The 23398-nt window shown below is 61.0% G+C and carries 17 protein-coding genes and 4 tRNA genes; 2 read left to right on the top strand and 19 right to left on the bottom strand.

The genetic code is table 11. The features are described 5' to 3' along the window. Nucleotides 1–76 precede the first annotated feature (76 nt). The 9 genes from rpsI to BW09_RS01325 all read right to left on the bottom strand — a co-directional run bounded on the left by rpsI (nt 77) and on the right by BW09_RS01325 (nt 9243). The gene (gene rpsI / locus BW09_RS01285; RefSeq protein WP_044089122.1) at nt 77–568 is read right to left on the bottom strand and encodes a 30S ribosomal protein S9; all 492 of its coding nucleotides are present in this window, start codon (nt 566–568) and stop codon (nt 77–79) included. A 22-nt stretch (nt 569–590) separates the two neighbouring features. Continuing rightward, complete coding sequence (gene rplM, locus BW09_RS01290) at nt 591–1040, bottom strand: 50S ribosomal protein L13 (protein WP_044089123.1); 450 nt, start codon at nt 1038–1040, stop codon at nt 591–593. Nucleotides 1041–1315: 275 nt separating this feature from the next. Then, on the bottom strand, nt 1316–3481 hold the full coding sequence (gene malQ / locus BW09_RS01295) for a 4-alpha-glucanotransferase (RefSeq protein WP_044089124.1): 2166 nt from the start codon (nt 3479–3481) through the stop codon (nt 1316–1318). 307 nt (nt 3482–3788) lie between these two features. Beyond that, the gene (locus tag BW09_RS01300) at nt 3789–4430 is read right to left on the bottom strand and encodes an AbrB family transcriptional regulator (protein ID WP_044089165.1); all 642 of its coding nucleotides are present in this window, start codon (nt 4428–4430) and stop codon (nt 3789–3791) included. 34 nt (nt 4431–4464) lie between these two features. Then, a complete protein-coding gene (locus BW09_RS01305) occupies nt 4465–5109 on the bottom strand; it encodes a YigZ family protein (RefSeq protein ID WP_140462841.1) in 645 nt (214 codons plus the stop codon). Nucleotides 5110–5243: 134 nt separating this feature from the next. Then, a complete protein-coding gene (locus tag BW09_RS01310; protein ID WP_044089126.1) occupies nt 5244–6260 on the bottom strand; it encodes an NAD(P)-dependent oxidoreductase in 1017 nt (338 codons plus the stop codon). A gap of 54 nt (nt 6261–6314) precedes the next feature. Continuing rightward, nucleotides 6315–7556 carry a CapA family protein gene (locus BW09_RS01315; protein WP_375137536.1) on the bottom strand — a complete coding sequence of 414 codons (1242 nt, stop codon included), beginning with the start codon at nt 7554–7556 and terminating at the stop codon, nt 6315–6317. A gap of 565 nt (nt 7557–8121) precedes the next feature. Beyond that, a tRNA-Ser gene (locus tag BW09_RS01320) sits at nt 8122–8211 on the bottom strand. 84 nt (nt 8212–8295) lie between these two features. Next, nucleotides 8296–9243, bottom strand: coding sequence for a DMT family transporter (locus BW09_RS01325; protein ID WP_044089128.1), 948 nt, complete (start codon nt 9241–9243; stop codon nt 8296–8298). Between the two features lie 143 nt (nt 9244–9386). Here BW09_RS01325 and dinB point away from each other — a divergent pair, with 143 nt between their 5' ends. Beyond that, nucleotides 9387–10661: a DNA polymerase IV gene (gene dinB / locus BW09_RS01330; protein WP_044089129.1), complete on the top strand. Its 1275-nt coding sequence runs from the start codon at nt 9387–9389 to the stop codon at nt 10659–10661. Between the two features lie 243 nt (nt 10662–10904). On the opposite strand, the gene dapC is transcribed toward dinB, so the two are convergent. The 9 genes from dapC to BW09_RS01375 all read right to left on the bottom strand — a co-directional run bounded on the left by dapC (nt 10905) and on the right by BW09_RS01375 (nt 17552). After that, entirely contained in the window at nt 10905–12107 is a 1203-nt protein-coding gene (dapC, locus tag BW09_RS01335) for a succinyldiaminopimelate transaminase (protein WP_044089130.1), read from the bottom strand. A 141-nt stretch (nt 12108–12248) separates the two neighbouring features. Further along, a complete protein-coding gene (fdxA, locus tag BW09_RS01340; RefSeq protein ID WP_044089131.1) occupies nt 12249–12569 on the bottom strand; it encodes a ferredoxin in 321 nt (106 codons plus the stop codon). 93 nt (nt 12570–12662) lie between these two features. Continuing rightward, nucleotides 12663–14189, bottom strand: coding sequence for an amino acid permease (locus BW09_RS01345; protein ID WP_044089132.1), 1527 nt, complete (start codon nt 14187–14189; stop codon nt 12663–12665). 178 nt (nt 14190–14367) lie between these two features. Next, nucleotides 14368–15594, bottom strand: a complete 1227-nt coding sequence (locus tag BW09_RS01350) for a UDP-N-acetylmuramate dehydrogenase (RefSeq protein WP_044089133.1) — start codon at nt 15592–15594, stop codon at nt 14368–14370. Between the two features lie 141 nt (nt 15595–15735). Next, complete coding sequence (gene rpmG / locus BW09_RS01355; protein WP_007053013.1) at nt 15736–15903, bottom strand: 50S ribosomal protein L33; 168 nt, start codon at nt 15901–15903, stop codon at nt 15736–15738. 61 nt (nt 15904–15964) lie between these two features. After that, nucleotides 15965–16038, bottom strand: a tRNA-Met gene (locus BW09_RS01360). A gap of 4 nt (nt 16039–16042) precedes the next feature. After that, a tRNA-Thr gene (locus tag BW09_RS01365) sits at nt 16043–16114 on the bottom strand. A 1-nt stretch (nt 16115) separates the two neighbouring features. Beyond that, nucleotides 16116–16197 (bottom strand) — tRNA-Tyr (locus tag BW09_RS01370). Nucleotides 16198–16472: 275 nt separating this feature from the next. After that, a complete protein-coding gene (locus BW09_RS01375) occupies nt 16473–17552 on the bottom strand; it encodes a histidinol-phosphate transaminase (RefSeq protein WP_044089134.1) in 1080 nt (359 codons plus the stop codon). 112 nt (nt 17553–17664) lie between these two features. Here BW09_RS01375 and BW09_RS01380 point away from each other — a divergent pair, with 112 nt between their 5' ends. Further along, nucleotides 17665–18912: a PLP-dependent aspartate aminotransferase family protein gene (locus BW09_RS01380; RefSeq protein WP_044089135.1), complete on the top strand. Its 1248-nt coding sequence runs from the start codon at nt 17665–17667 to the stop codon at nt 18910–18912. 136 nt (nt 18913–19048) lie between these two features. Here BW09_RS01380 and BW09_RS01385 read toward each other — a convergent pair whose 3' ends face one another. Beyond that, nucleotides 19049–23380, bottom strand: a complete 4332-nt coding sequence (locus tag BW09_RS01385) for a transglutaminase domain-containing protein (protein WP_181161724.1) — start codon at nt 23378–23380, stop codon at nt 19049–19051. Nucleotides 23381–23398 lie beyond the last annotated feature (18 nt).

The raw sequence follows: 23398 nt of genomic DNA on the forward strand, positions 1-23398 counted from the left end.
GGATATACCAAAGAGCCCTTCGTGGATGACCACGAAGGGCTCTTTGTGCTCGGTAAAGACACAGAACGCCAGCGGATTAACGCTTGGAGAACTGCGGGGCGCGACGTGCCTTGTGCAGACCGGCCTTCTTGCGCTCCACGACGCGAGAGTCGCGGGTCAGGAAGCCAGCCTTCTTCAGGGTGGCGCGGTTGGCATCACGGTCGATGGCGTTCAGCGCACGGGCCACGCCGAGACGGATGGCACCGGCCTGACCGGTGGTGCCGCCGCCGTCAACGAGGACGATAGCGTCGAACTTGCCTTCGAGCTTGAGCAGAACGATCGGAGAGTTGACCTCACGCTGCAGCAGCTTGGAGGGGAAATACTCCTCCAGGGTGCGGCCGTTGATGGTCCACTTGCCGGAGCCCGGAATCAGACGGACACGGGCGACGGCCTCCTTGCGACGGCCAGTGCCATAGCCCGGCTCAATCGCGGAGGTACCGGTGCCAGCGCCAGCGTTGGTCTCGGTGGTGTAGTTGGTGAGCTCCTCTTCGGTCTCGACAACCTGGGAGTCGTTGGTGTTTTCAGCCATGATATCTATCTCCTCTCAGGTTTCACTTGGCCTGCTGAGAGATCTGAGCGATCTCGAAGGTCTTCGGCTGCTGGCCTGCGTGCGGATGCTCGGCACCGCGGAAGACGCGGAGACGATCAAGCTGCACCTTAGCCAGACGGTTCTTCGGCAGCATGCCCTTGACAGCGGCCTTGATGATACGCTCGGGGTTCTTCTCGAGCAGCTCAGCGTAAGAGTCGCGGCGCAGACCACCAGGACGGCCAGAGTGGACGTAGAGTTCCTTGCCCATCTTGTTGCCGGTAAGAGCGATCTTGTCAGCATTGATGACGATGACGAAATCGCCGAGATCCGCATGCGGAGCGTAGGTCGGCTTGTTCTTGCCGCGCAGCAGGTTTGCAACCTGGGAGGCAAGACGGCCAAGCACCACATCGGTGGCGTCGACGATGTACCAGTCGTGGGTCAGATCAGCTGGTTTCGGAGTGAAAGTTTTCACTGGAGTACCTTTTCTATATATTGTGTTCCGGGTCTCGGCTGCCTGGCGTGGCTTGGTCAGAGCCGCATCCACAAAGCTTTGAACCTCATTATCCGTGGGCTCCCTGAAAGTCCTCGATGGCGAGTGGGATAGCGCTTTGAAGGACCCCTTAGGGAAACACAACAATCCACTAGTATATCGCGGGTCTTGACATAATAAAACGGCGTGGCGGACTCTTTCGTCCGGCCACGCCGTTTGCCTGAACCTTCTGTTCCCCGTCCGGGAACCCGATGGCGTCAGGAGTTGAAAATCTGCGCGATACGCTGCGCGCCAGCGGTGTCGAACACCGTTTCGAGCGGCACCACGTTGCCCTTGGCATCGGCCAGAGGAATGCGCCAGTTCGGATACTCGTTGTTCGTGCCAGGCTGGTTCTGTGCACGCTTCTCGCCTACCGCATCGGTGATGGATGCGGCAAGCAGCTTGCAGGGCGCATCCTTCAAGGCACGATACAGCGCATCGACGATCTGCGACTCGTGCGCCACACGGTCCTCGGCGGCTGCGGCATCGAGGTATCCCTGCTCCACCAGCATGGCGATCATGGCGTCCTGCTCGGCCTTCGCGGAAGCCTCGAACTCCTCCGCCGGACCGGACAGCAGTCCAAGGCGTTCGCGGATCTTCACGTGTTCGAATTCCAGATATCCCGCTGCCGGCGGCAGATCGTGCGTGTTCACGGAAGCCAACGCATACGGACGGTAATCGGCAGGCTTGCGGAATACGCCGTCACGCTGCTCGAACCATTCGACAGCGCAACCGAGGATACCGTGGCTCGCCAGTGAATCGGCCACATATTCCGGCACCACGCCCAGATCCTCACCGACCACCACGCCATGCGCTCTCGAAGCCTCAATGGCGAGAATACCCAGCATGATGTTCGAGTCGTAATACACGTATGCGCCATCCATGGCCGGATGTCCCGACGGAATCCACCACAGGCGGAACAGACCGAGGATATGGTCGATGCGAACGGCACCGGCGCGGGCGAACATATCATGCACCATGTTGCGGTACGTCCGGTATCCCGTGGCCTCAAGATCGAGCGGGCTCAGCGGAGGCTGGCTCCAGTCCTGACCTTGCTGGTTGAACATGTCCGGCGGAGCACCGACAGTGGCACCCTTGGCGAAGCGTTCGGGATTCCACCATACATCGGCGCCGTTGGGATGCACGCCAACCGCCATGTCGGACATGATGCCGATCTGCATGCCGGCATCCTTGGCCGCCTGCTGCGCTGCGGCAAGCTGCTCCACGGCCACCCATTCCAGCCAACGATAGAAGTCCAGCGTGTCGGGGAACTGGCTCTTGAGCTTGGCGATCTCCGGGGATTCGCGGTTCAGCAGCTGCTCCCAGCTGCTCGGATCGGATGAGGGCGCACCCCACTTGTCATAGCACAGGCACCATGTGGCATATGCTTCAAGATCGTTGCCGCTGGCGGCTTTGAACTCGTCGAACGCCGTCTGGCGGGCTTCCGTGCGCCCGGCCTTGAAGATGATCCAGAGCGCGTGCATCTTGCTGCGCCACATGGCATCGCGGTCGATGACCTGCGCGTCGCCGTTGAGCGGGTCGACGTCGGCGTGCAGGGCATCCACCTGCGCCTTGAGGTCCGCTGTGAGCAACGCATACTCCGGCAATGCCTCCGGTCGGATGTAGGTGAAGTTCACCAAGCGACGGCTGACCGGCAGGTACGGAGAAGGGGTGAGCGGCGATACCGGTTCGGCCGCGTGCACCGGGTTGATCAGGATGAAGTCGGCTCCGGTCTTTCGCTTGGCGTCGATCAGCAGCTGCCTGAGATCCTCGTAATCGCCCACACCCCAGGAACCGGAGGAGCGAATCGAATACAGCTGGGCCATCCAGCCCCAGAGGCTGCCGTTGTTCATCGAATCAAGGAGATCGACCTTGCTGGGTGCACTGATCAGCGTGGCATCCTGCGTACGGTCTCCCACAGTGACGTGCAAGGTATGGTATCCGACTGGCAGATTGGCAGGAATGACGAGTGCCGCAGTGGAGACGAAACGGTCGCCAAGGTCAAAAGCCTGCGAACCATCGCCCGGGCCTACCCCAATGGTGCCTTCATAGGGCTCGCCGTTTTCCAGTGTGATGGTGGCGCTCGGCGTCTCGAGGATACCGGTGTTGACCAGCACCTGATCCTCCGCGCCCGCCGTGTGGAGCACCGTAGGTGCCACCAACCTGGAGTGACGTTCCTTGAGGATTCGATGAATCTCCGCTTCCTGACTATCCTCATCCCGGGCGTCAATGCCCAGAGCGGACAGCACCTCGATCAGGACATCATCGTCAATCTCGTGGTAGTCGTGGCTCATGCCCACATAGCTGGTTCCGATGCCGACCAACTTGGCAAGACGAATAAGAGGGCGAGCCAGTCGCTCTTCATTCTCGGTGTTCTCACTCATACTGCACAGTTTAGCGCCCCCAATACCCTCCACACAGGAGCAACAACGCCGCAATCACGCGAAATTCCCTGATTATTCAGTATTTTTTCAACAAATTGGGTAGGAGATGGACACAGCGGCGGGTACGGCGCCGGCCTCACAGACGCTCAGCGTACGTTTACTGTGGCTTCGCACCTACTTATCTCACCAAACGTACACTGAGTGCGAGTAAGCGTACGTTTGGTGAGGTATAAGGCAACGTTTGGTGCACGCTGCAACGACACAACGAGGCGGTAGCGGCACAACAGCAACAGAGGGAATCTGCGGGCTACTGACGCTGGGCTACGGCATGGCGGACTTCCGGGGATGGATCGTCGGCAAGCTTCTGCAGCATCTGCGCGGAGGTATGCGGATTCAGCGCCACAGCCCGCCGCACCATCGATGCAAGCACCGCCGGAGCCCCCTCTTCGAGCTCGGTGCCGAGAACACCCAGATAGTCCAAGGTCTCTGCGTCGGCATTCGGGTCCTGCGCGCCTTCAAGCCGCATCTTCCAGCTGGTGCGCTTGTTGCGCAACGCGTGGTCGCGCACCGCGGGCACGGGATCCTTGGTGAGGCGGCCGACCAGCCAGTTCTTGTCGTCCTCATTGGCGGCCACGGCCTGACGCACTGATGGCTCAGGGTCTTCCGACAGCTTGACCAGAACATTCGGGAACGGCATCGTCGTGGCCAGGAACACGCGGTCCTCCACCGGCGTGTGCCGGTTGCCCGCAACGGCTTCCAATAATGCGGTGGCCCGCGAGAACGCCGCCTGATCGGACCGGTCCGGCAGTGGACGCCGCGCAAATTCCGAAAGCTCGGCGGAGTCGGTGGAATGCCTGAGACGTTCATACGACGCGGTCAGTGGCTCGAAGTTCTCTGCTTCTTCGGCCTCGGCTGCAGGCTGCTGTTCATCAGTCTTCTGGTCAGTCATGGGATACAGCTTAGTGGGTGGCTCCGCCAGCAGATCACTCGGCGACGGGGACGGGAATACTGATCAAGTCCATGGGATCAGGCGTCACTGCGGCATTGAAGGTTTCCCGCACCCGTTCCTCGAAACGTACGGCGGCATCAAGCGGAACCACGGCCGTCAACACCACGTTCGCCTCATAGGTTTCATCGGTCTGCCTGCCGCCCACCTGCGCCAGCACTTGTTGGAACCTGGCCAGCTGAGGGTATTCGAGACGGACCCTGTACCGACGCGCGACCATGATGCGCGCCACCTGCGCCGCCTTCATCGCCAGGGATGCGGCTGAGGAATATGCGCGGACCAAGCCTCCCGAACCGAGCAGGATACCGCCGAAGTAGCGCGTGACCGCCACCACGCAGTCGGTGGTGCCGGACTGTTTGAGCACATCGAGGATTGGTTTGCCGGCGGTGCCGGAAGGCTCACCGTCGTCACTCATACGTTCGGAAAGACGACCATCGGCACCCCCGCATACAGCTGCATACGCCACGTGCCGGGCCTTGGGGTGCCGCTCGCGTATCGTTTCGACGAATGCGAGCGCCTCATCCAGCGTCGCCACATGGGCGGCGTCGCCGATGAATTCGGACTTCTTTTCGACCAGCGCATCATGTGCGGGGGCTTGAGGGGTGTTGAGAATCGTTTGCATGGGCATCGGTGTGGGTATCGGCGATTGGGATTTGGTAATTGGCTCCGCTGAATTCGGCTCTATACCGACAGTACAGACGCTCTATAGACGTTCTATACAGACAGACACTGAGCCGCATCGTCCAGCGGCGGCACTTAGCGCTCGGAAACGACCACGTTGTAGTCTTCACCGGCGAAATATGCGGTGAGACAGGCGATCATCTGACGGGTGAGCTCCTTGAATGCGCCATCCGTGCGCCAGCCTACATGCGGGGTGAGCACGACGCCGGGAATTGCGCAGATGGCATCGTCGGCGGACAGCGGCTCATGGTCGAATACGTCGAGGCCTGCAGGGATATCCCCTTTCCGGAGCCGAGCGAGCAGTGCACCGGGTTCGATGACTTCGGAACGTGCGGTATTGATGAACAATGTGCCCGGGCGCAGACGGGCAAGATGCTCCGCGGTGACGATGCCACGCGTGGCGTCATTCAGCGGCAGATGCACAGAGACCACATCACTGCCGGCGATGAGATCGCCCAGATCGTCAACCGGAGTGACATCCAGACCGGCGAAACGTTCAGCGGGAACATGCGCGTTCCAGGCACTGACCTGCATGCCGAATCCGCGGGCGATGCCGGCGACCGTCGATCCGATGCCGCCGAGTCCGATGATGCCGAGTCTGCGGCCGGCAAGTTGCAGGCCATCGCCGCCGGACCACGCCCAGTTGCCGGACTTGACATCGGCGTCCAGCGCACCGACGCGACGGACCAGTTCCAGCATCAGCGCGAAGGCGTGTTCGGCCACGGCATGATCGCCATAGTGTTCGGCATTGCACACGCGAATCCGATGCTCACGGGCAAGCGGCAGATTGATATAGCTGGCCACACCGGTGCCGCAGAAGACGATGCATCTGATATGGCTGCGTTCGGCGATGGCATTCAGCAAATCATCCGAGATATGGTATCCACCGACCAGCAGGGCGTCGGCATCGGTGATGCGCTCCGCCAACACGGCTTCATCAGATGTGAACTCCTCATACATACGCACGCGAGCCACATCCTTGAGCGCCGGAAACTGCGCCTTGATGGGTTCGATCATGGACTGCAGCAGCGAAGGCATCACCACAAGCGGAAGGTCAGTGCGCTCCGGCTGGGTTTCGTAAATCTCGGTCATGTCCCCCACATTAGGCGGCCGGCGGGAGAATGGCGCATGACAATCGGTGCGTGGCTATTGCTGCGACTGTTGCTGCCGTTCCTGCGTAATGTTCCACTCGCGCACGACGTTCTGGTCGGCACCCATGGCATAGATGACATTCCAGATGCGTTGGCGAACCTGGGCATCCTGATCCTCCGACCAGCAGGTGCCTATCGGATGGTCACTGGAGATTGGGCACCATTTGTATGTGCCCTGCTGCTGGTTGGCGGTCGGCACCCAGTCAATGCGGCTGACGCGCCAGGACCCCTTGACGCCTTTCTTGCCGGCGAACTGCACGCGAGCCGTGACGCCTTGGTTGTTGACGATGGTCTCCGCTGGCGCGGATTCGGTCACCGCATTGCCCAGACCGTAGATGATCCATGTGCCGTTGTAGTTCTCGATGGGTTGCGCGCAATGGCATCCGGCGCCATAGATCACGTCGAAGGCACCGGTATCGGCAAGTTCGTGGGCTTCGGATACCTGCCAGGAATCCGCATGGTCAAGGTATTCCTGTACGGAATGCATGGCGATGGCCACCACATCAGCACCCTGTTCGCGCGCCTTGTTGGCCTTGTCCACCGCACGCTGGATATCGCTGTCGTGATGGGGATCGCCGGCGTCACGAAGACGGTCGACCTGCCAATCCTGATTCGGGGTCATGCCGTTGAGGGAGACCGTTCCCGTCACCAGCCCAAGCTTTCCGCCGCCGGTCGGCGAGTCGATGACCAGAGGCTTCATGGAATCCTCTTCGGTCTTGTACGATCCGGTCTGGGCGATGCCGTCCGCCTCAAGCGTGTCCCAAAGCCGTTGGATGCCCTCCGCACCTTGGTCCCAGGAATGGTTGGTGGCATGGGTGCAGGCGTTATATCCCACGTTGCGTGCCGCATCCGCCACTTCCGGAGGAACGTTGAAAATCGGGTAGGCGGAATATGGGCCGCCGCGCTGGGCGATGGGCGTCTCGAATTCGCACACTGCGATATCCGAGGCTTGGATATATTGCTTCATCGGCTCGAACAGCGGGTCAAAGTTGAATGCCGTGCCATCAGTGGCATTGATATTGGGTCCACGGAACTGATTCCATAGCCCCTCATGGAACAGCAGGTCGCCATTCACCAGCATCGCGATGCAATCCGTATCCGGGCAATCGGGCGAATTGCCGTGATGCTCGGCTACAGGAGAGGGAGCCTGCCGCGTTTTGTTAAGCGTGGCCCCGGACGGGCCGGCGGATGCGGTCGCGCCGGGCAGTTGCTGCGAACCAGCCACACGATGGTTCACACCCAGCCAAAGACCCAACACCCCGGCGCCCAACACGACAATGATGCACGCCAGCACGATTGCCAAGCGATGATTCCGCCTCGATGCGGCCCGATGCTGTCCTCTACCTGCAATATGCGTCATCTGCATTCACCCAATCGACTTCTCTCCAATACTCTTCCAGAGTACTCCCTGAGCACCGCTTCCCTGAGTCTCCCCGGATTCATACGCGTGCGCCCACGGCATACGGCGCGACCAGAACGTAGCCAGAATATGACAATATCGGGCCAAATAATGATTTTGTATCGTTGTGCCGCGAATTGCACTTCTGTAGAATAAAAGCCGGAGACGGCGGACAATGGCGTACCTCCGGCTCCGCTACATACCGCATATGTAGTGGACAATTCGCTGGCGCCGTATCCGTTATCTGTTACCACTCTGTTTACCGTCTATCACGCCCATAAGAACGCGCCACTACGCACCTTCGCGCGAATGGCCGGCAAGCGCGGAAACGGCTTGAAACCGTTGGAATACCGCCGTTTTCGGCATGAAAAAAGGGTTCCGGGCGATTGCCCGAAACCCTTGGTGGCGGAGTCAGAGGGATTCGAACCCTCGAGCCGCTTACGCGACTAACACCTTAGCAGGGTGCCCCTATCGGCCACTCAGGCATGACTCCATGTTACGCATCGAGCGCAACAGCAAACTACTGTACCACGAGTCGTGGATGCGGCGTGCCGCGTGGCGGACATATAAAGTCACATCAGTCACCCTTAGCCGGCGAAGCGTCGCCGGAGAAGGTGACGATTACGGCGAGAATCACCAGTGCAACACCGATCAGTTCGCCGATTCCCGGAACCTCGCCGAACACCAGACCGACTCCCACTGCCACAGCCGGATTGATGGACTGCATGACGGAGAACGTACCGGAGGATGTGCGACGCAGCGTGATCTGCTCCACCACATACGGGATGAACGACGCCAGCAACGAGATCACGAACAGCAACAGCAGCAGTTTCAGCGGGCCGAATGGCTCAAGAGCCCATGTGGCATCGGCTTTGGGATGAATCACATGCTGTACCGCCGGCACGCCGAGAACCATCGATTGCGCCGCCCATCCTATGGTCACGGCGATGCAGAGGTTGTCCAACGAGTTGCCGCCTGCGGCGACCTTCCGTCCGGTGACGATATAGACGCCCCACATCGATCCGCCGATCAGAATGGCAATCAGGCCGATGAGAAAATGTCCGCCGCCCGAAGGATCGGACAACGATATGCCGGCGAGCAGCACCACGCCGACCGCCGCGATGCCGATGCCCAGCCTTTCACGCCAGCTGCGTCCGGTGATCACCGCCACCGACAACGGCCCGATGAACTCGATGGCCACGGCGATGCCCATGTCCATATTGCTGATGGCCACATAGAACATCGTGTTCATCAGGACCAAGGAAACACCCAGCAAGACCAGCAATCCCCAGCTGCGGGCGCTACGGCGGAACAATCGCCCGCGCTTGGCGCGTTGCCACGGCCTGCGCCACAGCAACAGCATCAGCACCATGAATCCCACGCGATACCACACCGAGTAGAGCGGGTCCAGCTGGGTGAAGGCGAGTTTGGCGATGGCCGTCGCCGTGTAGATGATGAGCGCCTCACCGATCACGATCAGCGCCACAGGAACACGATTGAGGATTTCGACCACTATCTTCTTCATGCGGTTCACGCTACTCGGTTTGCCGGGACACCACCAACCGGGCGCATCTCAGGCGCGGACGGCGACATCATGCGGACCTCGCCATGAGACACCTTTCGTTTATGGAAGGATTCATCACGCATCCGGTTCCTACAATGGTGTCTATGAGCAATGCACCGAGGCTGGCCGCAGCCAAACGCGATTGGGGTCATGATGAGACCGGTTGCACGGTGCTGCATATCGATATGGACGCGTTCTATGCCTCGCTTGAGGTGGCGCGCCACCCCGAGCTTGCCGGCAAGCCGGTGATCATCGGCACCGGCCCGCGATCGGTGGTGTCCGCCGCAAGCTACGAGGCGCGACGCTACGGCATCAATTCGGCGATGCCTTCGGCACGGGCCCGGCAACTGTGCCCGAACGGTGTTTTCCTGCCGGTGGATATGCGGTATTACCGCATGATGTCGCATCGCATCATGCACGAGGTGTTCCTCACGGTCACGGACCGTTTCGAGCAGGTGTCGGTGGATGAGGGGTACATGGACGTCTCTGCGGCGCTACTCGCATGGGAAAGACCCAGCGCCATCGGCTCGTGGATACGGCAGCAGGTACAGAAACGCTTCCTTGTGACCTGTTCGGTGGGCATCGCAGCCAACAAGCTCGTGGCCAAAATGGCCTCGACCAACGCCAAGCCGGATGGCATGCTGCTTATTCCGGCGGCCAGATCCGCCGAATTCGTGCAGATGATGCCGTTGCGTGGCATTCCGGGCATCGGTCCATCCTTGGAGAAACGTCTTAACGCGTGGGGCGTGACCTCAGTGGCGCAGCTGGCGGATATGGATGAAACGGCATTGGTGCGCGCCACCGGGTCTACCGCTGCGGCACGTGGCCTGTGGGCGGCTTCCCACGGGCTGGATGCCAGACAGGTCACGCCGGTGCGTGAGGAGAAATCCATCGGATCGGAACGCACGCTGATGCAGGACACCAAGGATATGGCCATGGTGTGCGGACTGTTGCGCTCGGCGTGCGACGAGGTTGCCGGCACGCTTCGACGCAAGCGCTTGCTGGCGCGCACGGTCACGGTGAAGCTGCGGTTTGCCGATCTGAGCTATCAGACCCGTTCATTCACCATGGAACGCCCGACCGACACCGCCGGCGTGCTGTATCCCGTGTGCGTGCGGCAGCTGCGCATCATGCTGGGCATCCCGGCTGATGCTCCTACCGATGTGCCGCTGCCCAAAACCATACGCCTAGCGGGCATGAGCGTCTCTTCGCTCAGCGAGACAGCGTCCACCGCTGTGCAACCCTCCTTGGACGACATGCTCGAAGAGGCCGATGACTCGCGCAACCGAACTGCCCAAACCCGCCGTCATGACGCTGAAGCGGCTTTGGACGCCGTGCGCCGCAGATTCGGAAACCAAGCCGCAAGACTCGGCGTATGACTTCCCACTTTGACGGTTCACATATCGATGCGAATGCGACTCGAACCACAAAGCGCGATGGCACTGACGCTACGCGACTGGTGTACTGCCTCAACAGTTCGTTGACAATGACTACCCCTCAGTCCCGCTTCGCGGGACAGCTCCCCTGACAAGGGGAGCCGATGTACACAGAAGAACAGTCCGACACTTCACGGGGCCAGCTCCCCTGACAAGGGGAGCCGAGAATACAACTTATTTCTGACGCTACGCGACTAGACGCCTGCAGGCGGATTGGATGGCTTCGTCAGTGGCGGTGGCGGAAAACCGCAGGTATGCGGGAGCCCCGTAGAATTCACCCGGGCTGGGAATGATACCGATCTTGGCGAGCTCGGCCATGTCCGTCCAGCAATCGCCGGACTTGGCCTTGACCCAGACGTATAGCGCTCCGGCAGGCATCCGCACCTGATAGCCGTATGCTCCCAAGGCGTCGACCAACCAGGTCAGACGACGATGATAACGTCCCCACTGCTCATGCACGGCGGCTGTATCGCGCAACCCTGCGGCCATGGCCGCCTGGACCGGCCCGGGAATGATCTCACCGATCTGCTTGCGGTATTCGCTCATCTCACGGACCAGACGGTAGTCGCCTGCGATCAATGCCGTGCGATATCCAGCCATGTTCGACTGTTTGGACAGCGAATACAGCACCAGAATGCCGTCGGCGGACCCCTCGCACACCTGCGGGTTCAGCGCGCATGGTGTGGCGGACAGGCTGAACGACTCGGCTGCGGCAGGCTCGTTGGACCCGCCGTCGTCCGACTGCGCTCCGGCACCGGGCATCTTGGCGCGCCCGGAACGCCAATCCATCAGGGCATAGCATTCGTCGGAAAGCACCACTGCACCGATACGACGAGCCGCAGCGACGATTTCCGCCAGCCAATCGGCACCGATGACCTCGCCGGTGGGATTGCACGGCGAGTTCACCCATATGGCCTTGATGTTCGGCTCATCGACCCATGACTCCACATCGGCCACATCATCGACCTTGAGCACCGTGGCCCCGGCAAGTTGAGTGCCGATTTCATACGTCGGATACGAGACCTTGGGCTGCACCACCACATCTCCAGGCCCCAAATGCAGCAGACTGGCCATCAAGGCCACTGCCTCCTTGGACCCGACCGTGGGCACCACGGCCGCGTTAATGGACTTGAGATCCACGCCTCGTATCCGCCTGAACCATGCATCCATGGCTTCCTTGAGATCTGTGGAACCGGCAGTCACCGGATAGCCATGCGCATTGGCCGCATCGGCGGACGCAACCAGTGCCTGCTGCACGCTGGCCGGCACCGGATCGACGGGCGAGCCGACGGAAAGGTCGACCATGCCTCCCGGGGCGGCTTTGGCAGTGGCTTTGTACCCGGCGATACGGGACCAATCGTAGGGGGAGGAATATGCATGGAAACCCATCGGAACCCTTTCTTCAGCGTACTGTATTCACGATATGACGAACCCCCGGCCTCAATGGTCGGGGGTTCGAGATGTGTCGGCCTACTTCTCCTCAGTCAGCTTCGCTGGCAACGCTCCCTCACTGAGGGGAGCCACAGAATCTCATTGATTCTGCGGAGGCAGGGCAGCCACCTGCTCGGGATCCTTGCCGATCGGGCCAGCGGCGGAAGCACCGCCCATGTCACCGACCTCGTTGAAGAAGCTCACTGCGGCATCCTTGTACCAAGCCCACTCATCCGGCAGGTCGTCCTCGTAGAAGATGGCCTCGGTGGGACACACGGGTTCACACGCGCCGCAATCGACGCACTCGTTGGGATTGATGTACAGCGAGCGGGAACCCTCATAGATGCAGTCGACCGGGCACTCGTCCACACATGCCTTGTCCTTGACATCCACGCAAGGCTGGGCAACAACATATGGCATGGAATCCTCCTTGGAAATAACGCTGTGTCAATTCTAGGCTCGCGACCGGACGCGCCCGGCGATCCTCGGCATCCCGGGTACCTCGGCAGAGCGTCAGCCGTTGACTGCCTTATCGGTCTCGGCGGAGAGCTGCTCAGTCAGATCGCCCTTGCCCAGGCGCGCATGCCAATAGCCATAGCCGAAGTAGATGGCGAAACCGACCGCCAGCCACACCACGAAACGAATCCACGTGAGCACGGTAAGGTTCAGCATCAGCCAGAAGTTGGCCAACGCGATCAGGATAGGAATCCAAGGATTGCCCGGCATCTTGAAGGCTCGCGGCAGATCGGGGCGCTTGGCGCGCATGATCGGGATGGAGATGGCCACCAGCGTGAACGCGGAGAGCGTGCCGATGTTCACCATGTCGGAGAGCACGCCGATGTCGAAGAACGCGGCGACAAGCGCCACCACTACGCCCACACCGATCTGCAAACCGGCAGGAGTGCCATGCTTGCCGGTCTTGGACAGGCCTCGCGGCAGCAGGCCGTCACGGCTCATGGCGAACACGATGCGGGTCAAGCCCAGCAGCAGCACCATGACCACGGTGGCGAGCCCCAGCACGATGCCGAAGCTGATGATCTTGGCAGCCCAGTTGGCCCCCACCAGCTCAAATGCGGTGGCGAGCGAGGGGCTGTCCTGCTTGGCGAGGTCCGTGTAGGAAACCATACCGGTGGTCACAATGGCCACAAGCATGTACATCACGATGATCAGGGCCATGCCCACACCGATGCCCAGCGGCACGTTCCTATGCGGGTCCTTGGTTTCCTCGGAGGCGGTGGCCACCACATCGAAGCCGATGAACGCGAAGAACACAAGGGCGGCACCGGACAGGATGCCGGGCACACCGTAGATGGATGGCGTCATGCCTGTGGCCCACTGCCACAACGGCTGTCCCATGGCACCAGCGACGGCGGCGGAGCTCTGCACGCTGTCCGCAGGCTGGCTCGGCGGAACGAACGGCGTGAAGTTCGAGGCCTTGACGTAGAAGAAGCCGACAATCACCACGAAGAACACGATGGCGATCTTGAGCACGGTCATCGCGCCGTCCACACGAGCGCCGATCTTGGTGCCGAACACGAGCAGGACGGTGAAGAACGCCACGATGATGATGGGCGCGACGTCGACGGCAAAACCGCCGATTGTGATGTTGGTGTTGAGGCCCCAACCCATCAGGCGCATGAAATCATTGAGATACACACCCCAGTATTTGGAGATCACCGAACCGGCCATCAGCATCTCCAGGATCAGATCCCAGCCGATGATCCATGCCATGATCTCACCGACCGTGGTATAGGTGAAGGTGTAGGCGGAACCTGCCACCGGAATCATCGAGGCGAATTCCGCATAGCACATCACAGCGGCACCGCAGACAATGCCAGCGATCAGGAAGCTGATGATCACCGCCGGACCGGCATGGAACGCGGCGGCCTGTGCGCCCACGGAGAAGATGCCGGCACCAACGGCCACGGCCACACCCATAATGGACAGATCCCACCACGTCAGGTTGCGCTTGAGCTTGCGGCCCTCTTCACCTGTTTCGGCAATGGTCTGTTCGACGGATTTCGTTCGGAACAGTTGCATAACAGCCTTCTCTTTTCTCTCGAGTACACGGCAGGTGCACGCAAAAATAACGAAATCCGAGTATAGAAGAGGCTGTGTGACTTGTCTATTACCGTTTGCTGCCTGTTATCCGTTTTCGCCGACGAGCAAGACCGCATGCGACAGGATTAGGCAAGACAGGTCAACTCAGACAGGTCGCTCAATCAAGCACGCCCACACATACGGGCTCGGGCACCAGATCGATGCCGAACGCATGCTTCACGGCCTGCTGCACGGCACGGGCCAGACGCTCGATGTCCTTGGCCGTGGCATGTCCGCGATTGGTCAGCGCCAATGTATGCAGAGTCGACAGGCTGGCGGGAGCATCCGGTTCGACGGCGAAGCCCTTATGACATCCGGCATGGTCGATGAGCCATGCGGCGGAAGTCTTTACACCAGGGTCGCCATTGGGGAATGTGGCGCTGAACCTCGGGGCGTCTTCGGGAAGAGCGGCGGCCTGGTCTGCGGTGAGGATCGGATTCATGAAGAACGATCCGCAGCTGTGCCGGTTGTAATCGGGAGCCGGCAGACCTTCGTCATCCTGAGCGATGCCGGCGGCGGCATTCGTATCAGCCAATCGCTTGAGGTCAAGCAATACATTGGATTCCCGCTTGGTGCCCGCCATCTGAGGCGACGCATAGCGGTTGGGGTCCTCGAGCATGCCTTTGGTAGCACGCACCTTGATCACGGCTTCGCGAATATCGCGCGTGGCCATGCGGTCGCCCACTTCGACGCCGAGCGCCTTGGCCAACTGCCCATAGCCCACAGTGCCTTGCGACGAGTGGGTCAACGCAAAGGTCACGGACAGCACCACAAACCGTGGCGTAGGGAAGAATTCGGCCGCCGGATGGCCCGGGCTCTCGTACATGCTCGCCTTGAGTGCGGAATAACGGTAGCCGAAATGAAGATCGGATGGGGTGAGGTCGCGCGTCGTCTTGGTCTTGCGGTCCCACACTTCCACCGATTCGACCGATGTGGCGACCTCCTGCCCGTATGCGCCGATGTTCTGCACCACCGAGGCACCCACAGTGCCGGGGATGCCGGAAAGCCCTTCCACGCCCTCAAGGCCAAGCTCCACGGTGAACGCCACGAAGTCATCCCAGTTGGCACCGGCCTCGGCATTGACATGCACGGTGCGGTCTTGTCCCTCCACAGGAGCCGCCTCGTCAGGCACGGTGATCTGACGACGGGCGTCACGAACCACTACGCCATTGAACGGTTCATCGGCGATAAGCATGTTCGAGCCTCCACCGATGACCACCAGAGGCAGTCCTTTGGAGTCGGCATCTTCGACGGCTTCGATCAGTCCGACGCGTGTGGTCGGTTCAACAAAGTGAGCGATTTCGCCGCCCACGCCCATAGTGGTGATGTCTGCAAAACTGGTCATGGTTCCTTATCCTAGTGCGTGCCGATGCTCGTCTGTCCGTCTGACGCATCACAATGGGGGTGCCGCACGAAAGGGCATACGAAAAACCCGACCGGTTGGGGTCGGGTTTGAAGCGTGATGCTTTGCAGGCAGAGTCTCGAATCAACGAGTCTCGCGGTGCACGGTCTGCTTGCCGCAACGAGGGCAGAACTTCTTGAGTTCAAGACGATCCGGGGTGTTACGACGGTTCTTGGTCGTGATGTAGTTGCGCTCCTTGCACTCGGTGCAGGCCAGCGTGATGCCCGGACGGATGTCGGCGCTCTTAGCCATTCTCATTCACCTCTGTGTTACTAGGTATAGTAAGCGCCCACCGGTTAGCGGGCGCAGTTTGTAGCGAGGAAGAGGCTCGAACTCTTGACCTTACGATTATGAGTCGTACGCTCTAGCCAGCTGAGCTACCCCGCCAGAGAGCCCCGAGTGAGAATTGGACTCACGACCTCTTCCTTACCAAGGAAGTGCTCTACCACTGAGCTATCGGGGCGTGGCGGATAGTGGATTCGAACCACTGAAGCACGAAGCGGCTGATTTACAGTCAGCTCCCTTTGACCGCTTGGGAAATCCGCCAGTCTGTTTCCCGCCGCGGTGTTTGACCTCAACAGGCAACTCGGATATATAAACACATCTGGCGGACGGACGCAACTTTAGGGCGCGCCTCGGCGTGTCGCCACCTTGCCAGAAGGCCGGCTCCCCTTGCAATTCCAAGGGAAACCGGCCTTTCGAACTAACGGCGCGGGATACTATATCCTGAGTCAGGAATTCGTTGACGAATTCACTACCCCTCAGTCCCGCTTCGCGGGCCAGCTCCCCTGACAAGGGGAGCCTCCAATTTATGCGGGATACTAAAAGCCGGCCGCCTTGAGCTTGGAGCACACGTCGATGACCAAGTCGTTGGCCTCCGCCTCGCCGATGGAGATACGGATGCCCTCACCGGAAAAGACGCGTGTGGACAGGCCAGCAGCCAGGAACTGGGCGGCGGCGGCATCGGTCTTCTCACCCAGAGGCAGCCAGAAGAAGTTGGCATACGGCTCCGGGAAATCCCATCCCTGCTTCTTCAGTGCGGCCACCACACGGTTGCGCTCGGAAATAATCGACTTGACCCTGTCGGTCAACTCGTCGTATGCATCCAGGCTGGCAAGCGCGGCGGTCTGCGCCACGTCGGTCACGCCGAACGGAAGCGCCACCTTGCGCATGCCGTCGATCACATCCTCGGGCGCGATGCCGTAACCGATGCGCAGGCCGGCCAGACCGTAGGCCTTGGAGAAGGTGTGGGCGACCACCACATTCGGGAATTCGCGGAACAGGTCCATTGCCACCGACGTGTTGGGATCTGTGTTGAATTGGAAGTAGGCCTCGTCGAACAGCACCAGCACATCTGAGGGTACCGCTTCCATCAGGCGGCGGGCGTCTTCCGCGGCCACCGACGTGGAGGTCGGATTGTTCGGATTGTTGACGATGACCAGGCGAGTCTTCTCATTCACGGCATCGATGAGCCCGTCGATGTCATGCGAGCCGTCCGGCAGGTTGGGCACCTGCACGCTGGTGGCGCCGGCACCGGCCACGATGATCGGATACGCCTCGAAGCTGCGCCACGGGTAAACGACTTCATCACCCGGACCGGCTACAAGCTGCACCAGCTGCGTAATGACTTCGGTGGAGCCGCAACCGAGCACGATGTTCTCCGGCTTGACGCCGATCTCCTCACCGAGGCGCTCCACCACGGCCCAACCGCGCATGTCCGGATAGCGGTTGAGATGCGGCAACGCGTGGCTTTCGATGGCCTTGACCACGCTGGGCAGCGGGTCGAAAGCGTTTTCGTTGCTGGAAACCTTGAAGGAGCGCTGGCCCTCCACCTTGGGAGCCGGCTTCCCCTGTTTGTACGAGGGAATGGTATCGATGATACTGCGATGTTTGAAACTCATGACACCATCCTATACCGTTTTCCTATATGCCGCTCAAAAGGCCCGAATTATAGCGGTTTGCGGGCATTGGGCATCCCTTGCGCGCAATGATGTCCGCTGGCATGCTGGGCACATGACTTCAGATCTTGTACATCACGGCACATCGTTCGACGGCAAGCCATTGGGGTTCGGCACGCTGTCCATCCATCTCGGCAACGGTGTCGACGCCGAAACCGGCGCGATTCGTCGACCCATCACGCTGGCCAACGCCTATGCGTTGCCCTATGACCCATCCGACATCAACTGGTCCAGCTCGGACGTGAACCTCTACACCCGCAACGGGCATCCGAACCAGCGCTATCTCGAAGAAAAGCTCGCCAGGCTCGAAGGCACCGAAGACGCAGTGGTGCTGGCCTCCGGAGTCGCCGTCCTCGCCGCCACATTCACCACATTCCTCAATCGTGGCGACCACGCGATCTTCTCCGACACCACGTATATCGCCGCCTACCGCCTGCTCAACCAGATCCTGCCGGAGAAGTATGGCATCGAAACCACCATCGTGGACACCTCGGACCCACAGAACGTGGCCGATGCTCTCCGCCCGAACACCAAACTGGTGCATATAGAGACACCGGCCAACCCGACACTCAAGGTGTCCGACATCAAGGCCATCGCCGCGCTGGTGCATGAGCATGGCGAGCACACCGGCACCGAAACGCTGGTGAGCGTGGACAACACGTTCAACACGCCATACAACGTTCGTCCCATCGACTTGGGCGCGGACATCGTCATCGAATCGCTGACCAAATACATCAATGGCCACGGCGATGCCCTCGGCGGCGTAATCGCCACCACCAAGGAGCGCACCAATGCAATCCGCTTCACCGCGCAGGTGAATTTCGGCGGCATCATCTCCCCGTTCAACGCCTGGCTCATCAACCGCGGCTCGGTGACGCTGCCGTTGCGCATCCGCCAGCACAATGCTTCGGCACTGGCCATTGCCAAGCATCTCGAATCCATTCCGTCAGTGCGCTTCGTAGCGTATCCGGGATTGGAATCGCACCCGCATCACGACGTGGCGGTCAGCGAACTGGCCCGACCCGACTCCGGGTTCGGCGGCGTGCTGGCGTTCGGGCTGGATACTGACCATGACGGACATAACCGGTTCGTCTCGAAGCTCAACGTGATCACCTCAGCCGTGTCGTTGGGCCATGATGAGTCTCTAATCGTGTTCCTCGGCGAGGATGACGAGCGCCAGTACCTGTATCCGCCGGAATTCCACCGCGGCTTCTTCCGTCTGGCCGTGGGCCTTGAGGATACGGATGATCTGATCCGCGACATCGACCACGCGCTGTCCGAATCCGGCTTCGCGGTTCAGTGAAGGTCCACGGACAATATCTAGTGGTCTGTCTCGCTCATATTCTGTCTCTCCCCCAGTCAGCTACGCTGACAGCCCCCTCGTCAGAGGGGGCCAAAATAACACCGTCGTTTCCAGCGCAGCAAATGGCACGCTGGCATTAGTCCTTGCGCTTCGTCAGCATCCAGAAGGATTGAAGCCTTTCGGCTAGGTCTTTCACCGGTTCAGGCGTGCCTCCGAAGGCGAGGGCCGTGACATTGCGCGCGACGGTTGTCGCGATGTCGGCGCAATCAGGGTATCGGCTGGCCATCTCATTGGCTATGTCCATATCCGTGTCGGTCGGCTTGGCGTGGCGGACCACCCTCCGCATCTCTCGCCATGCCGCACGCCATGCCTCGGCCGCAAGCTTCCGATCGCCATCGTCGGCCGCAGCGCGGGAGATGACGCCCAGCACACGTCTGCGCCGCAGATACCGCCAGAGTTTCGGCGAGCCGACACCGGCGCCAGCCAGCACCAGAGCCAGAAGAACCGCAGCCAGAATGCGCAGCCATATCGGCCAGGCCATGAACCGATCGACTGCCAGGGTCCAAAGGCTGCCAGATGTACCGGAGCCGGTAGCGGCGGCCTGCTGGTCCTCGGTCGAATCGGCGGCATCGGAGGACTGGTCCTGGCTTTCGGCATCCTCGCCCGCCGAGGCGTCATCCTGAGACGAATCGGGTGTCACCGTCGTCTCGGGCGCCGTGGTGGTATCACTGGAATCACCGGTGTCCGAGGAGTCAGCTGAAGCCTCATCGGATGATGCCGAACCGTTTTCGGTGGTGGCGGGCGTCACATCGAACGGCACCCAGCCCACACCATCCAGATAGGCTTCCACCCAAGCGTGCAGTTGCTTGGACTGCACGGCGAAGTAGCCGTCATCATCGCGCGGTTCGACGCCTGCGTTGTAGCCGATGGCGATGCGCGTCGGCACGCCGAGCGCACGGCCGAGCACGGCGAGTGCGGAGGCATAATGCTGGCAGTATCCGGAATGGCCACCGTCTGGATTGAGGAAATCGTCGATGATGTGAAGATTGTCCCGACCGTCGCCGTCCGGGGCGTCCAGCGAATAGGTGAACTTGTTCTCCGGTTTGGTGAAGTAGTCCACAAGCCACCGCATGGCGCGCAACTGGTCGTCATAGGTGCTGCCGGTGATGGGTATGCCTGCGGCCTGCGCCTGCGCGATGACTGATCGGATGTTGTCCGGCAGCTCCTTGGGCAGCGACGTATACCGGTCCTCGTGGGCACGGCTGTCGCTGTACTCCACAAGCCGTTGCACGCGTTCGCGATATTCAGGGTTGTACGAGGTGGTGCTGCCCGGAATCGTCGTCATGGAGCTCAGGTTGGGGATGGCCTGCTGCAGCACACCGAACGCCTGCCGGTCCCACTGCATATCGTGTGTATGGAATGTGGAGATGCCATCCTCGAAATCGGTATCGGTGTCCTCTACATCCAGCGGGAATGCCAGCACCGAGGAGTCACCCCCCGAGCCGTCGCCAAGGTAATAATCATCCTTGCCCAATCCGAGCTGGCTGATGACCGTTTTGTTGAACGCGATACTGCCGGGCATGGTATACCGTTGCCCCTGCGCGGTGGTCACCTCGCCGCTGTCCTTGCCGCTGACCGAGCCAAGGTCCCACCCCGAAGGACCGGTGACCGCGCCATCAGTACCTATACGGACCCGTACCAGCAGGAAATCGCCATCGATCTCCCCCAATCCTGTGTTCGGCAGATTGCGTCGCGCCCGGCTCCATGCCTCACGCTGGGCATCGGAGACCTGCGCGTCATCGCCCATGATGCCGTCGCGCGCATCGACAATGGTCGACAGCTGGCTGAAGCCCTGAGCGTTGGTGATGGGGTCTATTACCGTGCCATACGCCATATATCGCGTATCCGTCGAAGTGCCGTTCTCACGATTGTAGATGGTGCCGTCCTGATACTGCAGCCAATCCCCTCCCGCGCCCTCGACATAGGTGACGCCGCTTGGCACCGGAAGGAATCGGGATTTGAACGCGCCGATGCGGATATTGGCATTGACCATGAACCGTTCCATCGTATCGGAGCTTGTGGTCGCCACGTTATAGCCTCTATAGCCATATACGTCCATGTAGGCGGCAAGCGGGCTGAAGCTGAAACGTTGCCGGCGGGTGAGCTCGTTGTCGCTGTCCCGTCCAAGCTGAATGCCAGAGCCGTACAGACCCGCATCCAATGCGAAATCCTGGTCATAGCCCCAGGTGTCACCGTTGAAATCGTCGAGCGAGGTCAGACGCAGGTACAGGCGTTTGTAGGCCTGGTAGGTGAGCACGGTGGCGCTTGAACCGGCTGTGATGTTGCGTTTGAGGTCGATCATCGGGCTGACGGTGTTCGATGTGAACATGCCACCGCCCTCCCCAATGGATAGCGGCACCCGGTAGGCGAGTTCGTACGCCGGACCGGTCAGAGGCAGGGTGACGGCGACCGCAAGCGCAGCGGCGAGAAGCGGCGAGGCGTCGAGCGCGACAGCCGGCATCGCGAATCGGCGAGACGCTGCGACACGGCCGGGTTGATGCGCGCCGCCCATCTGCGTTCGCGCCCCCGACGGCACGGCAAATCCTGCACCGCCATGCATCTGCTGCGGAAAGGCCGCCCACAACGCACACGGGAAAGCCCCGACGACGAGCCCTATGGCCCATAACGGTGCCGTATGTCCTGCGAGCGCATAGTCGGCGGCAAGCGCGACGACGGGCAGTACCGCCATAACGGGAATGGACGCACGCCAGACCAGAATCACACGGATCACCATGGCGATGGCGGCGATCAGCACGGTCAGGAACAGATCGGATCGCTCGGACACGTTCAGTGGCGGCAACTGCAGGTTGAGCTCGTCGAACCCGGTCTCGAAGTCGACTGTGAAGGCGTTGAATGACGCGGACAGCTTACCCGGCACGGTGCTGGGCGCATCACCGTACTGGGTCGATTGCCAGATGGCCCCAAGCTGGGTTCGCAACTGAATGACTGTAAGCAGCGCCGCAGCGATCAGCGTGATGGCGGCGAACCCGGCAAGCCTTGCGACCGGTCGAGTGTCGCGCAAACGCACCACAGAGCTGCGCGGCTGCGTCTGCGAAGAAGAAGAGGAGACGCGCGGTTTGGGCCACAGCACGCCCAGCGCATATCCGACAGCCGTATCCACGGCGATCAGCGCGAACAACGCCGCCGCGAACCACATCCACATGCGCGGTGGAGACATAAGGCCGGAGACGCCCTTGAGCGCCGCGCCGAAGAAGAACATCAACGCCACGGCCCCTGCGATTCCAGGCATGATGGCAGCCAGCCGATGGCGTATTCCGCGCGGCGCGCGGGTCTCCACACGAGATGCAGTCCGACCGGCATGTAGGTCGAATGCGCTCCTCACCGGCGTCAGGTCGATGGTTCGATACGTGGCGGTCTCGTCCTGCCGGAGCACTGGAGCATCGAGCATGGTCGTGTCGTCGGCGGTCGGCAAGCGGCGCAACGCACTTGCCAGAGCCTGATCATCGGACGCATCACATGCGATGATACGGACCAGCCCATGGCTGTTCATGGCCAGTCTGCCAATAGTCGCAGCCCGGGCTGCGGCTGACGGGGCATCGGCTGACGGGTCATCGGCCGCATCGGCCGCATGATCATGCGGCTTTACCGCGGGCGGCATCACCTGCACTGCGGCAAGGAATCGTTCGACCGCTTCGATGCCTTCATGGCTGTGCACGCCATCCGAGATGATAAGCCGCTCGGATGTCGTCCGCGTCCCGTGCTGTCGCACGGCATGCACCCATGGCATCAGGGCGTTGACTTCAGCATCCAGCTGTTCGGGGGTCGCGTCAATGGTATTGATCACGAACACCGCGGTGGCGCGAGTATCACGGCTGGACTCCCGTGTCATCAGCTCGCCACGATGCGCGGTATGACGCCAGGAAATGAGCTTGAGCGGGTCGCCGGGCACGTAGGCTCGCACACCACCCGAGAGCTCGGATTGACTGGCTCCCGCCCGGTGTCTGTCCACACCTGAGGCCCCGTGCGCTGTCCGCTCCTGCACATCAGGCAACCGCAGCGTCTCCCCTTGCGCGGGCAGTATCTTCCGCGCAGCGAACAGGCCCAATGGTGAGCGCCATCTCACCTCCACACCGACTGTCAAATACAGTCCGCGGCGCTCGGGCACCTTGCCCGTCAGACGTGCCGTCACCTTGCCGTTCTGGTCACGTTGCTCGATCTGGCGGACTGCTTCGGGCGAGCCCAGCGCAAGCCATCCGAACCATTGCGCGATGATGAATCCCAGCGAACAAACCATGACGACGGCGATGGCGACGACGGCATCCATCAGTGTCCGGTCATCGAGCAGCAGACCGGCGAAGCAGCAGACCGCACCGGCTGCCGTCAGCATCAGCCCGGCCAACGTCGGACGGATGAGCCCGTGACGGTGGAATCGTGTGCCCATGGCCATCAGACGCCCTCCCATGCC

The sequence above is a fragment of the Bifidobacterium sp. UTCIF-1 genome, from assembly GCF_006408915.1.
GTDB lineage: Bacteria > Actinomycetota > Actinomycetes > Actinomycetales > Bifidobacteriaceae > Bifidobacterium > Bifidobacterium reuteri.

Excerpts from the sequence above, each read along its gene's own strand:
- BW09_RS01325 (WP_044089128.1), bottom strand. The coding sequence starts at position 9,243 with ATGAAGAAGATAGTGGTCGAAATCCTCAATCGTGTTCCTGTGGCGCTG.
- BW09_RS01310 (WP_044089126.1), bottom strand. The coding sequence starts at position 6,260 with ATGACCGAGATTTACGAAACCCAGCCGGAGCGCACTGACCTTCCGCTT.
- BW09_RS01380 (WP_044089135.1), top strand. The coding sequence starts at position 17,665 with ATGACTTCAGATCTTGTACATCACGGCACATCGTTCGACGGCAAGCCA.
- BW09_RS01385 (WP_181161724.1), bottom strand. The coding sequence starts at position 23,380 with ATGGCCATGGGCACACGATTCCACCGTCACGGGCTCATCCGTCCGACG.
- dinB (WP_044089129.1), top strand. The coding sequence starts at position 9,387 with ATGAGCAATGCACCGAGGCTGGCCGCAGCCAAACGCGATTGGGGTCAT.
- BW09_RS01345 (WP_044089132.1), bottom strand. The coding sequence starts at position 14,189 with ATGCAACTGTTCCGAACGAAATCCGTCGAACAGACCATTGCCGAAACA.
- malQ (WP_044089124.1), bottom strand. The coding sequence starts at position 3,481 with ATGAGTGAGAACACCGAGAATGAAGAGCGACTGGCTCGCCCTCTTATT.
- BW09_RS01305 (WP_140462841.1), bottom strand. The coding sequence starts at position 5,109 with ATGCAAACGATTCTCAACACCCCTCAAGCCCCCGCACATGATGCGCTG.
- BW09_RS01300 (WP_044089165.1), bottom strand. The coding sequence starts at position 4,430 with ATGACTGACCAGAAGACTGATGAACAGCAGCCTGCAGCCGAGGCCGAA.
- rpsI (WP_044089122.1), bottom strand. The coding sequence starts at position 568 with ATGGCTGAAAACACCAACGACTCCCAGGTTGTCGAGACCGAAGAGGAG.
- BW09_RS01350 (WP_044089133.1), bottom strand. The coding sequence starts at position 15,594 with ATGACCAGTTTTGCAGACATCACCACTATGGGCGTGGGCGGCGAAATC.
- rpmG (WP_007053013.1), bottom strand. The coding sequence starts at position 15,903 with ATGGCTAAGAGCGCCGACATCCGTCCGGGCATCACGCTGGCCTGCACC.
- BW09_RS01375 (WP_044089134.1), bottom strand. The coding sequence starts at position 17,552 with ATGAGTTTCAAACATCGCAGTATCATCGATACCATTCCCTCGTACAAA.
- dapC (WP_044089130.1), bottom strand. The coding sequence starts at position 12,107 with ATGGGTTTCCATGCATATTCCTCCCCCTACGATTGGTCCCGTATCGCC.
- fdxA (WP_044089131.1), bottom strand. The coding sequence starts at position 12,569 with ATGCCATATGTTGTTGCCCAGCCTTGCGTGGATGTCAAGGACAAGGCA.